The organism is Acidovorax sp. (genome assembly GCF_021287135.1).
Taxonomy (GTDB): Bacteria; Pseudomonadota; Gammaproteobacteria; order Burkholderiales; family Burkholderiaceae_C; genus Acidovorax.
In genome coordinates this window covers 1-16,082 of record NZ_JAJTBB010000027.1, presented here as the reverse complement: position 1 = coordinate 16,082, position 16,082 = coordinate 1, and the positions used below count along the sequence as shown (strand labels likewise).

Here is a 16,082-nt window from a genome sequence, read left to right as displayed (position 1 = left end):
GACCTGCGCAGCGCACTGCGGCGGTGGCCAGGCACCGGCCTCGGGGGGCAACGCAGGTACGTACAGGGGCATCACACGCTCTCGTCAGTGGCTCCGGGCCAACGGGGCCGGTAGGCCTGCCAGGTGGCCCGGGGGCAGCGCAGTCAGCGACTCATTGATGGTGCCCGCATTCTCCAGCAGTTGCAAGGCCAGGCGCTGGAGGTCTTGCGGGCTTTGCGTGGCAATGGTGGTCGTGCGCACGGGGCCGCCCAGGTGGCGTCCGGCGCAGTCCTGCAGCGTCAGCAGCGCGTGCTGCGCGCGGCGCCGTTCGGCCGCGGCGCTGCTGCGCAGCAGGGCGGCCACCATGCAGGGCAGGCCGGTGTGCAGCGCGATCTGTTTGAGGCTCTTGTAGCTGGCGAGCACGCCGGCCGAGCCTTCGCCCATCACCACCAGGGGCACGGTGGCGGTGTGCGTCAGCAGCGGGCCCAGGGTGGCCGCGGGCGCGTGCAGCACCAGGATGCCGTAGGTTCTGAAATACGGCAGCAGTCCCGTCAGCGGGGCTGTGTCCTCGCGGCTGGCCACGCGGCCGAGGCGCAGCAGCCCCTTGGCCGCCGGGATCACCGCCAGCGACGAGGCCATCGCGCCCATGTTCAGGTCGGCGCCCTCGTTCCAGGGCGCCTGTTGCAGCAGGTGCAGCAGGCCGGGGCTGTCGTCAGACTCCTGCGCCGTGCCGTCCAGCACCACCACCGGGTAGCCCAGGCGCTGCAGGCTTGCGCAGATCTGCCACAGCGTCTCCAGCCCGGCGGGGTTGCCCTGGCTGGCCACCGCCACCACGCGCAGTTCGGCCTGCGGGGTGAAGCTGTGCAGGCCGGCGGCCTGGTGAAAGCCGATATCAAGCATCGACCAGCCCCCGTTCGGCCAAGCTTTCGGGCGCGTGCGAGAAGAAGAAGTTCAGGTCGGTGGCCTTGGGGTCGAAGGCCGACTTGGCCGGCGCGCGCATGGACGTGCTGATGAGCTTGTGCGCGTCGGCGCGCTCCCAGTCTTCCGGCACGCGCTGGCCGTTGGTCACGCCGCGCAGCACCATCTGGTGGCGGATCAGCGCGTCGATGGCGGGGCCCAGCTTCACGGCTTCGTCCACCTTGGAGAGGATGGCCTGCTGGGAACCGTCGGTCTTGAACGCGGTGAGCACATCGTCCAGCGTGTCGCCGTGGCAGCCGGCGTTGAGCACCAGCAGGCGGTTGACGTGCGGCAGGTCCAGCACGTCCAGCATGTCGCGCTTGCGCGGGTCCCGCGGGGCCACGCCGGTGGTGTCGATGAGCACCATCTTCTTACCGCTGAGCAGGCCCAGCAGGTCTTGCAGCGCGGCGCGGTCGTGCGCCAGGTGCGCCACGATGCCCAGCATGCGGCCGTAGGTGCGCAGCTGCTCGTGCGCGCCCACGCGGTAGGTGTCCAGCGTGATCAGGCCCACGCTGCCCGGGCCGTGGATGCGTGCGCACAGTGCGGCCAGCTTGGCGGTGGTGGTGGTCTTGCCCACGCCGGTGGAGCCCACCAGGGCGAAGATGCCGCCTTGCTCGTACAGCGGGGCCTCGGCCTGGTCGGTCTTGAGGTTGCGCTCCAGCACGTCCATCAGCCAGCGCACCGACTCCGCCGCCGACAGCTCTTCCGGCATGCGTTCGAGCACGGCGCGGGCCAGGGAAGGGGAGTAGCCGGCACGGATCATCTTGAGCATGAGGTTGGAGTGGATGGGGTTCTGGCGCGCCTGTCCCAGCCAGGCCAGGGTGTTGAAGCGGTCCTCGATCAGCTCCTTCATCGCGTGGAGCTCGTTCATCACGCTTTGCTGGTTGCTGGCCTGCGCGAGGTGGGCGACAGAGGCCTCCTGGCGGCGCCGCGGCGGCTCAGGCGGGATGTCCATGGGGATGGTGCGCAGCGGGTTGTGGCGCGCCACGGCGGGTGCGGGCATCCGCTCGCGTTCGCGCTCACGCTCCGGCTCCTGGTCGCGGGCCCGTTCGGACAGCGTGGCCGGCGCGGGCGTGGATCCGTGCAGCGCCTCGTGCCGGCGGCGCAGCATGCGCTCGCGCACATAGTCCTGGAACGACAGCGTGCTCATGGCCAGCTGCTCGGTGTCTTCTTCCACCGGGTTGCGGCCCAGGCCGGAGGCGGCCGGTGCCTGGCTGGCGCGCGGGGCTGCGCTGCGCGCCGGGGCCGGGGCCAGCAGCGGCGCGCTGGCCGCGCCATGGTCGGTGCCGCCGTCGAGTGCCGACAGCGTGTCTTCCGCCGTGGCCACCACTTCCACGCCGTTGGCCGTGGGGCGGTTGGACAGGATCAGTGTGCCCTCGCCAAAGGCCATGCGCGCCTTGGCCAGTGCCTCGCGGGAGGTGGGGGCGGTAAAGCGTTTGATGTTCATGCTGATGCACCTTTGAGAATGGGCCCAATCCGGATGGTGTGGGTCTCGGGAATTTCACTGTGCGCAAGCACCTGCAGGCGGGGCGCGACGCGGCGCACCAGGCGGGAGATGGCATTGCGGATCTGGTCGGGAACGAGCAGGCAGGCGGGCAGGCCCATTTCCTCCTGCTTGAGGGCCACCTCGGCAGCCTTCTGGGTGAGGATGTCGGCCACGCCCGGGTCGAGCGCAGGGCCGGCCGTGTTGCCCAGGGCCTGCACCAAGAGGCGCTCCAGGCCGGGCTCGATGGCGATGACGTTGAGCTCGCGGGTCGGCCCGTAGATCTGCTGGACGATGGCGGGCGACAAGGCGATGCGCACGCGGCGGGCCAGCTCGACCGGGTCGGCGATGCTGCCGGCAAACTCGGCCAGCGTCTCGATGATGGTGCGGATGTCGCGAATGTGCACAGACTCTTCCAGCAGCAGCTGGAGAACTTTCTGGAACGTTGCGATGGAGACCATTTTCGGGACGACTTCTTCGATGAGCTTGGGGGCCAGCTTGGCCACGTGTTCCACCAGCTGCTGGGTTTCCGTGCGGCTGAGGAGCTTGGCGGCTTGCACTTGCATCAAGTGTGACAAATGGGTGGCCATCACGGTTTCGGAATCAACCACGGTAAAACCTGCCATTTGTGCGGCTTCCTTCTGGCGTTCGTCGATCCAGTGCGCCGGCAGGCCGAAGGCCGGGTCGGTGGTGGGCGTGCCGATCAGCGGCGTGGTGATGCCGCCGGGGTTGATCGCCAGGAACATGCCGGGGAAGGCCTCGCCTTCGCCCACCACCACGCCGCGCAGCGTGATGCGGTAGGCGCTGGGCTTCAATTCGAGGTTGTCGCGCACGTGCACGGCCGGGGGCAGGAAGCCGACTTCCTGCGCGAACTTGCGGCGCACGCCCTTGATGCGGGTGAGCAGGTCGCCCTGGCGGCTCTTGTCCACCAGGCTGATGAGGCGGTAGCCCAGCTCCAGGCCCAGCAGATCCACGGGCTGCAGGTCGTCCCAGGTGGCCTCGCCATCGGTGACCGGCGCGGGCGGCGCCTCCACCGGGGGCGGCACCTTCTGCCGCTCATACAGCACCCAGGCGCCATAGCCCAGCAGTCCGCCCATGGTGAGGAACACCACGTGGGGCATGCCGGGGATCAGGCCCAGCATCACCAGGATGCTGGCCGTGACGGCCAGCACGCGCGGCGACATGAACAGCTGCTGCACGATCTGGCGGCCCATGTCGTGGTCCTTGCCCACGCGCGAGATCACCATGGCCGCGGCCACCGAGATCAACAGGCCCGGAATCTGCGCCACCAGCGCATCGCCAATGGCCAGCAGGATGTAGCTGTCGGCGGCCTGCCCGGCCGACAGGCCGTGCTGCAGCATGCCGATGGCGAAGCCGCCCACGATGTTGATGAGCAGAATCAAAATGCCGGCAATGGCGTCGCCGCGCACGAACTTGGAGGCGCCGTCCATGGAGCCGAAGAAGTTGGCTTCCTCCGCCACTTCGGCGCGGCGGCGCTTGGCTTCCTTCTCATCGATCAGGCCGGCGTTCAGGTCGGCGTCCACCGCCATCTGCTTGCCGGGCATGGCGTCCAGCGTGAAACGGGCCGACACCTCGGCAATGCGCTCGGCGCCCTTGGTGATCACCACGAAGTTGATCACCACCAGGATGGCGAACACGATCAGGCCCACGGCGAAGTTGCCGCCGATCAGGAAGTGGCCGAAGGCCTCGATCACCGCGCCCGCCGCGCCGGGGCCGGTGTGGCCTTCGAGCAGCACCACGCGAGTGGATGCCACGTTCAGCGACAGGCGCATCAGCGTGGTGAGCAGCAGCACCGAGGGGAACGCCGCGAAATCCAGCGGACGCAGCATGTACGCCGCCACCATCATCACCATCAGCGCCACGGCGATGTTCAGCGTGAAGAAGGCGTCCAGCATCCACGACGGGATGGGCAGCACCATGAGGGCCAGGATGGCCACCACCAGCAGCGGGGCCGACAGGCCCTGCAGCGCGTTGGCGTTGTTGCCGGCCCATTGCTGGAGAGACTTTACGGACGTGTTCATGCGGCATCACCTTGCACGGGCGTGCGGTTGAGCGGATCGAGTTCGGGCGGCACATAGGGCTCGACCAGGCTGTCGGGCATGCGCCCCTCGCCGCGCAGTGCGGCCTTCAGGCGGTACACATAGGCCAGCACCTGTGCGACGGCGGTGTACAGGGTGGCCGGGATGGCCTGGTCCAGTTCCGCGTGGGCGTACAGCGCACGGGCCAGCATGGGGGCCTGCAGCACGGGCACGCTGTGCTCCTTGGCCACGTCGCGGATGCGGAAGGCCAGCAAGTCGGTACCGCGGGCGATGACCTGCGGGGCGCTCATGGTCTTTTCGTCGTACTTGAGCGCCACCGCATAGTGGGTGGGGTTCATCACCACGAAGTCGGCCTTGGGCACGGCGCCAATGCTGGCGCGGTCGGCGATTTCGCGCTGCTTCTGGCGGATGCGGCCCTTGGTGTGCGGGTTGCCGTCCGACTCCTTGTGCTCCTGCTTGACTTCCTCGTGCGACATCTTCAGCCGCGTCTTGAAGAAATAGGCCTGCAGCGGCACGTCCACCAGCGCCGCCAGGAACACGATCAGCAGCAGCAGGCTCATGCCCGAGGTCAGCCAGTCCGCGATCTGCCGGATGGCCAGCGGCGAAGGCTGGAGCACCAGCATGGCCACCGCGTCGATGCTGGTGCCCATGAACTTCCAGGCCACGTAGCTCAGGATGCCCGTCATCAGCACCATCTTGGCCACGTTGGCCATCTGCTGCTTGGAAAACAGGTTGGCCAGCCCCGAGATCGGGTTGAGGCGGTTGAACTGGGGGGTGATCGGCTTGAAGCTGAAGATCCAGCCGCCCGCGCCAATCGCGCTGATCAGTGCCGCGGCGCTGGTGAGCACCGCGAACACCGTGCTGGCCACCAGCCCGATGCCGGCCATGGTCTGCAGGCGCTGCAGCATGGTGCCGGGCGCCATGACGGTGGCGGCGTCAAAAGCCAGCTGCTGGCTCAGGGCCCGCTGCAGCTGTTCCATCAGGTGCGGTGCCAGCACCAGCATGCAGGCCGCGCCGGCGCCCAGGACCGCCAGGTGGGACAGGTCGCGCGAGCGGGCGCCCTGGCCGTCCTCGCGCGCTTTTTGCAGCTTGCGCTCGGTCGCGGGGAGGCTTTTTTCTTGGCTGGATTCCATGGCGGCATGACGGATCGGGTCATGCCATTGTCGTGAGCGGCCTGGAAATCTAAAGGCGGATAAAGAGGCGGCGGCCCCTGCTTTTCCGTGCGGCCGGGGCCGCAGCGGCCTGCGGGTGCGCGCGCTGCGGGCGGCGTGCGTGCACCTGCGGGCGCTTCAAAAAATATAGCTGCCAGCGCTTGCTGGATAAGCGCTGACAGCCGATTTTGGCAAAAAAACCCGGGCGGTCAGAAGCCCAGGCTGGCCAGCAAGTCGTCCACCTGCGACTGGTCGGTGACCACGTCGGGCGTGTTCTCGGGGTCCACCACCGGCCCTTGCAGGTGCACGGGCCGGGCCGGCTCGGCGGGCATCTGCGCGCTCGGCGGCGCGGTCTGGATCAGCAGCTGCACCAGCTGCTCTTCAATGGTGGCGGCCAGGTTCACCACGCGGGCAATCACCTGCCCGGTGAGGTCGTGGAAGTCCTGCGCCATCATGATCTCGGTGAGGTGCGTGTCGGCTTCCTTGGTCACCCGTTCCACATCGTGGAGGAAATTCATGATTTCCCCCTTGGCCACCGCCGCCACGGGGTCCTTGACCAGCGAGGCCACCACCCGGCGGGTTTCTGCCGCAATGAAGTCGTGCTGGGCCTTGGCCTGCTCGACACGGTTGAGCACTTTTTCCGCCGCCTCGCCCGTCAGCCGGGCGATATAGGACAGGCGGCTTTGCGCGTCGGGCAGTTCGCCCATGGAGCCGCGCAGCTTCTCGGCATAGCCCAGCTCGTTGAGCGAGTCGTGCAGCTGGCGCGTCAGCAGGCCGATCTTGTGGTGTACATCGGCGTCGCCGGGCGGCGGGCTGTTGTCCGGTGTGGCGTCCATGGTGTCATAGCCCCATCTTCTTCAGGATCAAGGTCACTTTCTCTTCCAGCGTGGCCTTGGTGAAGGGTTTGACGATGTACCCCGCGGCACCGCCCTGGGCGGCCGCCACGATGTCTTCCTTGCGCGCTTCGGCCGTCACCATCAGGACGGGCAGGTGCTTGAGCTTCTCGTCCTTCTTGATTTCCGCCAGCAACTGGAAGCCGTTCATGTTGGGCATGTTGATGTCGGTCACCACGAAGTCGAACTTGCTGTTGCGCAGCTTGTTGAGCGCGGCCACGCCATCTTCGGCCTCATCGGCATCGGCAAAACCGCTTTCCTTGAGCAGGTTGCGCACGATGCGCCGCATGGTGGAGAAGTCGTCAACGATCAAAAAACGAAGGGCTGTGGTCACGTGGGACCCTTTCGGTCGGAAATGGCTGTAAGTATTTTCATGGGCGGCAGGTTTGGTGACAAGTCGTTACGTTCATCTGCCCGGGGGGGGATTTTCCCGCTTTTCATCCAACAATTCTGTGGAGGTGATTTCGGGAACCCCTTTGCCCATGAGGCGTTCTTCGGCTTCGCGGGTCAGCACCGTGATGGTGATGCGCCGGTTGGCGGGGGAGCGGGGGTTGGCCGGGTCCAGCAGGTCGCTGGCCGCCAGGCCCACCACGCGTCCCAGTTTAGCGTCCGGCATGCCGGCGGCGACCAGTTCGCGCCGCGAGGCGTTGGCCCGGTCGGCCGAGAGTTCCCAGTTGCTGTAGCCGCGCTCACCGTTGCCATAGGGGGTGGCGTCGGTGTGCCCGGCCAGGCTGATGCGGTTTTCCACCCCGCCGAGCGCGGCGCCGATCTCCCGCAGGATGTCGCGCATGTAGGGTTTTACCAACGCACTGCCGCTGTCGAACATGGGGCGGTTCTGGTCGTCCACGATCTGGATCTGCAGGCCGTCGGGCGTGATGTCGATGCGGATCTGGGACTTGTACTCGTTCAGGCGCGGGTTTTCGGTGATGAGCGCATCAATCTTCGCTTCCAGCGCCTTGATGCGTTCGTGGTCCTGCCGGGCCCGTTCCGCGCGGGCCGTGTCGATGCTCATGCGGCGCTGCTTGGCCGCCTCGTCGTCGGAGCGCCGCACCTGGCCATGCACCTTGGACAGGTCGTTGCCCCCGCCCGGGATCACGCTGGAGCTGTTGCCCGCGCCGTCGCCCCCGGTCATCGCCACCTTGAGCGGCGACGCGAAATAGGCCGCGATCCCCTGCAACTCGCCCTTGGCGGTCGAGCCCAGGAGCCACATCAGCAGGAAGAACGCCATCATGGCCGTCACGAAGTCGGCGTAGGCGATCTTCCAGGCACCGCCGTGCACCGCGTGGCCGCCTTTCTTGACGCGCTTGACGATGATGGGCTGGAGCTTCTTTTCTGCCATGGTGGTTCTACCGGCTCAGGGGCGCTGCGGTGGGCAACGGCGGCGCGGTTACTTCTTGCCCCGCACGTGGCCTTCCAGCTCGGTGAAGCTGGGGCGCACGGTGGAGAACAGCACCTTGCGGCCGAACTCGATGGCTGTGGCCGGGTTGTAGCCCTGCATGCTGGCCAGCAGCGTGGATTTGATGCACTGCAGCTCTTTGGCGGCGTCCTCGGTCTTTTGCTCGACCAGCCCGCCCAGCGGCTCCACCACGCCATAGGCCAGCAGAATGCCCAGGAAGGTCCCCACCAGCGCCGAGCCAATCATGCCGCCCAGCACCGAGGGCGGCTGTCCCACCGAGCCCATGGTGTTGACCACCCCCAGCACGGCGGCCACGATCCCGAAGGCGGGCAGCGCGCCCGCCAGCCGCGCCAGGGCGGCCACGGGGGCGTGGGCTTCCTGGTGGTGGGTGTCGATCTCGCTGTCCATCAGCGCCTCGATCTCGTGCGAATTCAGGTTGCCCGACACCATCATGCGCAGGTAGTCGGTGGTGAACTCGATCACATGGTGGTCGCTGCCCACGGTGGGGTATTTTTTGAAAATTTCGGACTCGTGGGGCGCCTCGACGTCCTTCTCGATGGCCATCAGGCCCTCCTTGCGGGCCTTTTGCAGGATGTCGTAGAGCATGGCCATCAGCTCCATGTACCGCTCCTTGGTGTACTTGGAGCCCTTGAGCGCCATGGGCAGGGCCGCCAGCGTGGCCTTGATCACCTTGGGCTGGTTGTTCACCACGAAGGCCCCCAGCGCGCCGCCCAGGATCGTGATGATCTCAAATGGCAAGGCGTGCAGGATGACGCTGATGTTGCCCCCGTGCGCGATGTACACGCCGAAGATGCAGCCCAGGCAGACGATGTAACCGATGATGACGAACATGCTTTGAGCGAGATGGCAGCGGGGAGGGGACTTCGCGGCAGTTCGAGGGGTTCGAGAGCCGCCCGGCGGGTCGCATTGTTCCTAAATGTATCGGATTGCGGAGACGAGGGGCAAAAGCGCCGGCGAGAAACGTCGCGTTCTTGCCCACGCGCCGGCGCCCTGGCGCGCGCCGGGATGGAAAAAAGAGGCCCGCAGGCCTCTGATTCTTATGCGATGGCCATGGGCTGCGCCGGTTTGGGGGCAATCGCTCGCCGGTGGCGGGAGGCTTAGCCCTTGAGCAGGGCCAGCACGCCCTGGGGCAGCTGGTTGGCCTGGGCCACCATGGCGGTGCCGGCCTGCTGCAGGATCTGGGCGCGCGACAGGTTGGCGGTTTCCGCCGCGAAGTCCGCGTCCTGGATGCGGCTGCGGGAAGCCGACATGTTTTCGGACGACAGCTGCAGGTTGGAGATCGTGGTCTCAAAGCGCGACTGCAGGGCACCGAAGCTGGCGCGTTGGCCGTTCACAGCCGCCAGGGCCGAGTCAATGATCTTCAGCGCCTTGGTGGAGCCGTCCACCGTGGACACGTCGATGGTGTTGACGGCAGCCAGCGTCGACGAGGGCGCAGCCGTGTCGAAGAGGGCAGAGGTGGACGCCGCGCCAAACGAGAAACCCTTGTCAGACTTGAACTCCAGCGTGCCCACGGACACGGCGGTGCCGCCGGCGGCTGCCGCGGTGAAGGGCGCGCCAAAGCTCTGCGTGCCGCTGCTCAGGGTGGTGGCCGCGTCGCCCGCGGCCAGCGTGATACCCGAACCGACGGCAGAGTTGTTCGTGATGTCGATGTTGGCGCCCGACTCGCTGGTCAGGATGAGGCCGTCCGCGGTGCTGTTGAGCTTGGCCGTGACACCGGTCTGCGACGACACGTCGTTGAAGGCCTTCACAGCCTCGGCCAGGCCGGCCGCTGTATTGGTGGCGCCGACGCTGAAGGTCACGTTGGCGGGCGTGCCGTTGTCGCCCTTCACGGCCAGGGAATAGGAGGCATTGGCCCCGGTCACCTTGAACTCGGACACATTGCGGGCAATCGCGGTGACGCCGGTGGCGTCCGAGGCCGCATTGACGGCCGCGGCGGCCGACGCAGCGGTGTCCGCCGCGGTCAGCGTGACCGTTTTGGACTGGATCCCGTTGATCACCAGGGTACCGGTCAGCGGCGTGGCGGTCGCGGCAGCCTCCACCAGTTTGGAGCCGTACAGTTGCGCGCCATAGGTGGTGGTGCGGAAATTGCCGGTGGTGGCCGTGATGGTCTGGTTGGCGTTGGCGCCCACCTGGAAGGTGGCTGAGCCGAAGGAACCGTCCAGCAGCTTCTGGCCGTTGAACTCGGTGGTCACGGAGATGCGGTCCAGCTCGGACAGCAGCTGGCCGACTTCAGCCTGGATGGCCTTGCGGTCGCCAGCGGAGTTGGAGGCATTGGCCGACTGCACGGACAGTTCGCGCACCCGCTGGAGAATGCTGCTGGCCCCCGCCAGGGCGCCTTCCGCCACCTGGGCCAGGGAAATCCCGTCGTTGGCATTGCGCACGGCCTGGTTCAGGCCGCGGATCTGGGTAGTGAAGCGCTCCGAGATCGCCAGGCCGGCGGCGTCGTCCTTGGCGCTGTTGATGCGCAGGCCCGACGACAGGCGCTGGATGGAGGTGCTGAGCGAGGCCTGGCTCATGCCCAGGTTGCGCTGGGCGGTCAGAGAGCTGATGTTGGTGTTGATGGTAGCTGCCATGGATATGCTCCTTGAAGGCTTGAAAAACCAAATCTGCGCCGGTAGAAGCTCCACCGTCCGGCAGACGAGACGGGAACGATGGGTGGATTGTGAAAGTGGAGCGCAGGACGCAGTGGGGCGATAAAGCGCAAAAAAACCCCGCAACTTGTGGGTTCCGCCCTAAAGTTTCCGCAGCGGGTACCGAAAACAATTGCAACGGGACGTTATTGCCCCGCCGTTCTACAGAGAGCCATCCCGGCGCTGTGAACTGTTGGGCCAGGTCCCTTGCCTGGCGCACGTTGGCGGCAACGCCAGATTCAGTCGGTACTTTTCAGGAGATTTGTAATGGCTTCCACCATCAATACCAACATCAGTTCGTTGACCGCTCAGCGCAATTTGGGCATGAGCCAGGCTTCGCTGGGCACTTCCATCCAGCGCCTGTCGTCGGGCCTGCGCATCAACAGCGCCAAGGACGACGCCGCCGGCCTGGCGATCTCGGAACGTTTCACCAGCCAGATCCGCGGCCTGAACCAGGCCGTGCGCAATGCCAACGACGGCATCTCGCTGGCGCAAACCGCGGAAGGCGCACTGAAGGCCTCGGGCGACATCCTGCAGCGGGTGCGCGAACTGTCCGTGCAGTCGGCCAACGCCACCAACAGCGCTTCGGACCGCAAGGCCATCCAGGCTGAAGTCGGCCAGCTGCTGTCCGAACTGGACCGCATCTCCACCACCACCGAATTCAACGGCCAGAAGCTGCTGGACGGTTCGTTTGGCTCCGCCACCTTCCAGGTGGGCGCCAACGCCAACCAGACCATCACGGCCACCACCGGCAACTTCCGCACCACCACCTACGGCGCGCAGATCAACAACAGCAAGCTGGTGGATGCCGCTGCGACCGCCACGGCCCTGACGGGTACGATCGTGATCGCTGGCCTGCAAACCAAGACCGCGACGCTGGGCGCCACCGACACCGCCGCCACCGCGGCTGCTGCCATCAACGCGCTGTCGGACGCCACCGGCGTGACCGCATCGGCCCGCAACGTGTCCGAGCTCAAGTTTGCGGCTACCGGCGCCGTGTCTCTGGCAGTCAAGGGCGACAACTCCACCGCCGCTAACGTCACCTTCAACGTGTCGGGCAACACGGCTGCCGGCCTGGCCGAAGCCGTCAAGGCCTTCAACGATGTGGCCTCGCAAACGGGCGTCACCGCCAAGCTGAACTCGGCAGCGGACGGCATCATCCTCACCAACGAGGCTGGCGCCAACATCGACCTGACCAACAACAGCGCCACCGTCGGCATCACGCTGGCCGCGCAGAACGCGGAAGCCGCCACGACGCCGACCTTCGGCGCAGCCACGGCTGCCGCTGCCGCCGGCGGTACGGTGGTGTCGCGTGGCACGCTGGAATTCGCATCCGACAAGGGCTACTCGATCACCGGCACGTCTGCACTGGCATCCACCACGGCAGCTTCCTCGCTGAAGGCCGTGAACACCATCGACGTGTCCACGGTGGACGGCTCCACCAAGGCGTTGAAGATCATTGACTCGGCCCTGGCGGCTGTGAACGGCCAACGCGCCAGCTTCGGTGCCCTGCAGTCGCGTTTTGAGACCACGGTGAACAACCTGCAAGGCACGGCGGAAAACATGTCGGCATCGCGCAGCCGCATCCAGGACGCGGACTTCGCGGCAGAAACGGCCAACCTGTCGCGCGCCCAGATCCTGCAGCAGGCCGGCACCGCCATGGTGGCCCAGGCCAACCAGCTGCCCCAGGGCGTGCTGGCCCTGCTGCGCTGATCGCCGTAGCTACAGGTTGAGGTGGCGGAACGCGGGCCTGGTGCACAGGCCCGTGCCCGCAAAAAAAGCGGAGGCGATGGGATCGCCCTCCGCTTTCTTCCTTTCCGATCGTGCGGCAGCGCGGCGGATTGGCGGCCTTCTCGGGTGCTTATCGGCTGGACGCAAGGAGCCGAAGGCCTTGATAATTTCGGGCGGAATCAACCCGATATGGATCCAGGAGGTGGGACATGGCTAGCTTTTCATCGATAGGTATCGGCCTGGGCGGCAATGTGGACGTCAATGGCCTGATCAAAGCCTCGGTTGATGCGGTAAAAGCCCCGATCACCCGGACCAATGGACTCCAGCAGCAGGCCGCGCTGACCAATGCCAAGGTGTCCGCGTTCGGGCAATTCAAATCCCTGGTCTCCACCCTGGCCGACGCGGCCAGCAAGCTGGGCAGCGTGACGGGGTGGAACGGCGTGAGCGCCACGTCGGCCAAGCCGGACGCCGTCTCGGTGTCCGCCGTGGGCGGCACCGCTCCCACCGCCTTCAATGTGCAGGTGCAAAACCTGGCCAAGGCGCAGACCACCATCTCCGTGGCCTTGTCGCCCGTGAGCCAGGCGGTCGGTGCCGGCACCCTGACGCTGGAAGTCGGCAAGTGGTCGGGCGAGCCCAAGGTCTTCACGATGGGCAACGCCGGGGCGGTGAATGTGCAAGTCAGCGCCACCGACACCCTGGCCGACATCGCCAGCAAGATCAATGGCTCGAAAGCCGGGGTGACGGCGTCGGTGCTGACGGATGCCACCGGCGAGCGCCTGATGCTGCGCAGCAGCACGACGGGCGAAGAAGCCGGCTTCCGGATGAGCGCCGTGGATGCCGACGGCAACCTGGCCGACGGCGCCGGGCTGTCGCGGCTGGTGACAGGCGGCACGACGGAGTACGCGATGAATGCCAACGCGACCGTCAACGGCCTGCCGGTCACTTCGGCCACCAACACTTTTGCCAACACGGTTTCAGGGGTCACCTTCACGGCCTTGCTGGTGACTTCCAGCGACGTGGGGATCACCGTGGCCAAGGACAATTCCGCGGTCAAGAAGAACATTGAAGCGTTCATCAGCGCCTACAACGCCATCAACCAGGCGTTGAACGAGGTGACGAAGTACGACAAGGAAACGAAGACGGCCGGGCTGCTGCAGGGCGACAGTGGCGCGGTGAACCTGCAAAACACCTTGCGTTCGGCGCTGCAGTCGGTGAACGGTTCGGGGGCCCTGCGCAACCTGTCGGCCGTGGGCGTGGTCACCGAAGGCGGCCTGGGCAATGTCTCGCCCACGGGCAATCTGACGCTGGACGTGACCAAGTTCAACAAGGCCATGGAAACGCCCGACGAAGTCAAGGCCTTCTTCCGCGGGCCGGACGGCGGGAGCGTGGCGGATGGCTTTGCCGGCAAGTTCGGCGCCGTCACCACCAAGCTGCTGGCAACGGACGGGTTCTTTGCCACCAAGACCAAGGTCTACGAGCAGTCGCTCAAGCTCAACGCCAAGGATGTGGAGACCATCAATGACCGCGCCGACCGGCTGGAGAAGAGCCTGACGGCGCGCTACACCGCCCTGGACACCAAGATGTCCAGCCTGAACGCGCTGAATGCCTATATCGCGCAGCAGGTCACGGCGTGGAACAAGCAGGGGTGAACGAGGGGCTTCAGTTTTTCTGGCGCAGGCCGATAACTCTAGTAATACCTCGGAAGGATTGTCAGCATGTTCAGCGCCTACAGCCCCCGTGCAGCCAACGCATACCAACGCATCAATGTGGAAACCAGCATGCACACGATCGACCAGCACCAGCTGGTCAGTCTGCTGTATGAAGGGATTCTCAACTCCATCGCCACCGCCCGCGGCGCCCTGGCACGCGGCGACGTTCTGGGCAAGGTCAACGCCATTTCCAAGGCGGTGCGCATCCTGGAAGAAGGCCTGAGCACGTCGCTCGACAAGGTCGATGGCGGCGAGCTGGCAGAAAACCTGGGGGCGCTGTACGACTACTGCATGCGCCGCCTGATCCTGGCCAACGCCCGCAACGACGACGCGATGATGCAGGAAGTCATGCGCCTCATCGAGCCCGTGGCCCAGGGCTGGAACGAAATCAAGAAAAACGGCGGCACGGCTTCGGCCAGTGCGCCCGCCACCGCTGGCCAGCCCGTGCTGGCGGAGGCCTGAACCATGTCCCACATGCTTATTGACTATTACAAGGCGATCGAGGACAGCAGCGCCAAGATGCTGGAGGCTGCAAAACTCAAGGACTGGGACGGTGTGGTGCGCTACGAGGGCGCCTGTGCTGTGCTGATCGAGCAACTGCGCTACAAGTCACAGGAGCACGAACTGCTGCCCGAGCACCGCCGCGAAAAGACCCGCATCATGCAGCGCATCCTGCGCAATGACGCCCAGATCCGCTGCCTGGCCGAGCCCTGGCTGGCGCAGTTCGAGCACCTGTTCGAAGGCCAGCCGCAGATGATGCATTGAGGCGTGGCGAAGACCCGGCCAAAACAAAGGTTCTTCACGCATTCCCGGGGAACGCGGCCTTGATCTTGAGGAAGAAGTACTCGCAGTCACGGTAGCCATAAGCCATGCGCTTGATGACCTTGATGCGGTTGTTGATCCCCTCGAGCTGTCCGGTGTGCATGGGCCAGCGCACTCGCGCCAGAATGCCTGGCCAGTATTGGCGCAGCCTGTTGGCAAACAATTGCAGGCACTCGATGCCGCTTTGCTCGCAGTGCGCCAGCCACTGCTTCCAGCGTCCCCGCCACTGCCAGGGATCATCAGCAGTCCATAGACTTTTGAGCGATTGCTTGAGCACGTAGACCGTCATGAGGGCCTCGTTGACCTGCAGCACCTCCTGCAACGTCACCTGCTCGCGATCCTTGAGACTGTCTGCGTTGCGCAGCAGCAGCCAGTAGGCTTGTTTGACCACTCGCCGGCCTCTCTTGTCACGGCGCAGGGCGTTGGCTGTGTCCACCCGCACGCGTGAGATCACCTCCCGGCCGTACTTGGCGATCACGTGGAACAGGTCATAGACGATGCGAGCTCGAGGGCACCAATGCCGCACCTCCAGATCGAAGGCTGTGTTCATGTCCATGGCGACAGCCTCAATGCGCCTGCAGCCCGCTTCTCCCAATGCCTGGAAGAAAGGCCGGATCGCTTCGCGGGTGCGGCCCTTGGCGATGTACAGCACCCGGCGCGTATCTGCATCCAGGATGACGCTGGCATAGCGATGGCCTTTGTGCAGGGCAAACTCATCCATCACCAGGCGCCTCGGTTGGGGCTGGGGCAACTGGCTCATCAGAGCCATGAGGTTGCGCTTGTCCACTTTCTGCACGGTGGACCAATGCAGGCAGAACATTTGCGCAACGTGCTTGATGGGCAGGCGCTTGCAACACTGGGCCACGGTTTGCGCCATGGCGCGCGTCATGCGGGCAAAGCGATCGAGCCAGCGCACATGCTGCAGGCAGTGGCCGCAGCGCCTGCAGTTCACCCGCAGCAGTTGCACTTGCAGTGTCAGCGCTCTGCCGGCCAAGGGCAGGTCACGCACAGTACGCGTGAGTCGCTCGTGCACTGAGTCCACCAGACCCAGGCATTGCCCGCAGCGCAGGGGCTGCCCGGCCAGTGGCTCCAGCCGCAACCAGGCGCTGTCTGCGCTCAGGCGAGAGTCGGTGACGTGAAAGCCGGGCCACAGGTCCAGCCAGCCTGTATTCTTATGCATGCAGCGGTGCTCTGAAGTTTGATGATTGGTCGCACAACCATCTTGCTTGAGATGTCACCGCTGTTTTTTT

The 16,082-nt window shown here is 65.8% G+C and carries 14 protein-coding genes; 4 read left to right on the top strand and 10 right to left on the bottom strand.

Translation table 11 applies throughout. The annotated features are described in order from the left end of the window. Positions 1-84: 84 nt before the first annotated feature. The 9 genes from LWW96_RS07625 to LWW96_RS07585 form a co-directional block, all read right to left on the bottom strand. Positions 85-879, bottom strand: a complete 795-nt coding sequence (locus tag LWW96_RS07625; protein WP_291485606.1) for a hypothetical protein — start codon at positions 877-879, stop codon at positions 85-87. After that, a complete protein-coding gene (flhF, locus tag LWW96_RS07620; protein ID WP_291485604.1) occupies positions 872-2,383 on the bottom strand; it encodes a flagellar biosynthesis protein FlhF in 1,512 nt (503 codons plus the stop codon). Before flhF ends, LWW96_RS07625 begins: the two co-directional genes overlap by 8 nt. Then, positions 2,380-4,461: a flagellar biosynthesis protein FlhA gene (gene flhA, locus LWW96_RS07615; RefSeq protein WP_291485602.1), complete on the bottom strand. Its 2,082-nt coding sequence runs from the start codon at positions 4,459-4,461 to the stop codon at positions 2,380-2,382. The genes flhF and flhA overlap by 4 nt, the downstream gene beginning before the upstream one ends. After that, positions 4,458-5,612 (bottom strand): EscU/YscU/HrcU family type III secretion system export apparatus switch protein, encoded by a 1,155-nt coding sequence (locus LWW96_RS07610; RefSeq protein ID WP_291485599.1) that lies wholly within the window; start codon positions 5,610-5,612, stop codon positions 4,458-4,460. Before LWW96_RS07610 ends, flhA begins: the two co-directional genes overlap by 4 nt. Positions 5,613-5,839: 227 nt before the next feature. Next, positions 5,840-6,466 carry a protein phosphatase CheZ gene (locus LWW96_RS07605; protein WP_291485597.1) on the bottom strand — a complete coding sequence of 209 codons (627 nt, stop codon included), beginning with the start codon at positions 6,464-6,466 and terminating at the stop codon, positions 5,840-5,842. Between the two features lie 4 nt (positions 6,467-6,470). Further along, positions 6,471-6,857 carry a chemotaxis response regulator CheY gene (gene cheY / locus LWW96_RS07600; protein WP_040328086.1) on the bottom strand — a complete coding sequence of 129 codons (387 nt, stop codon included), beginning with the start codon at positions 6,855-6,857 and terminating at the stop codon, positions 6,471-6,473. A 72-nt stretch (positions 6,858-6,929) separates the two neighbouring features. Further along, positions 6,930-7,862, bottom strand: coding sequence for a flagellar motor protein MotB (motB, locus tag LWW96_RS07595; protein ID WP_291485593.1), 933 nt, complete (start codon positions 7,860-7,862; stop codon positions 6,930-6,932). 48 nt (positions 7,863-7,910) lie between these two features. Then, positions 7,911-8,771: a flagellar motor stator protein MotA gene (motA, locus tag LWW96_RS07590; protein WP_291485591.1), complete on the bottom strand. Its 861-nt coding sequence runs from the start codon at positions 8,769-8,771 to the stop codon at positions 7,911-7,913. A gap of 266 nt (positions 8,772-9,037) precedes the next feature. Then, positions 9,038-10,513: a flagellin gene (locus LWW96_RS07585; protein WP_291485589.1), complete on the bottom strand. Its 1,476-nt coding sequence runs from the start codon at positions 10,511-10,513 to the stop codon at positions 9,038-9,040. A 324-nt stretch (positions 10,514-10,837) separates the two neighbouring features. On the opposite strand from LWW96_RS07585, the gene LWW96_RS07580 reads away from it, so the two are divergent. From LWW96_RS07580 to LWW96_RS07565, 4 genes are all read left to right on the top strand, one after another. Next, positions 10,838-12,283, top strand: coding sequence for a flagellin (locus tag LWW96_RS07580; protein WP_291485587.1), 1,446 nt, complete (start codon positions 10,838-10,840; stop codon positions 12,281-12,283). Between the two features lie 227 nt (positions 12,284-12,510). After that, the gene (gene fliD / locus LWW96_RS07575; protein WP_291485585.1) at positions 12,511-13,950 is read left to right on the top strand and encodes a flagellar filament capping protein FliD; all 1,440 of its coding nucleotides are present in this window, start codon (positions 12,511-12,513) and stop codon (positions 13,948-13,950) included. A gap of 66 nt (positions 13,951-14,016) precedes the next feature. Beyond that, positions 14,017-14,472, top strand: coding sequence for a flagellar export chaperone FliS (fliS, locus tag LWW96_RS07570; protein WP_291485583.1), 456 nt, complete (start codon positions 14,017-14,019; stop codon positions 14,470-14,472). A gap of 3 nt (positions 14,473-14,475) precedes the next feature. After that, the gene (locus LWW96_RS07565; RefSeq protein ID WP_291485581.1) at positions 14,476-14,775 is read left to right on the top strand and encodes a flagellar protein FliT; all 300 of its coding nucleotides are present in this window, start codon (positions 14,476-14,478) and stop codon (positions 14,773-14,775) included. Positions 14,776-14,809: 34 nt separating this feature from the next. Here LWW96_RS07565 and LWW96_RS07560 read toward each other — a convergent pair whose 3' ends face one another. After that, on the bottom strand, positions 14,810-16,012 hold the full coding sequence (locus tag LWW96_RS07560) for an ISL3 family transposase (protein WP_291485578.1): 1,203 nt from the start codon (positions 16,010-16,012) through the stop codon (positions 14,810-14,812). Positions 16,013-16,082 lie beyond the last annotated feature (70 nt).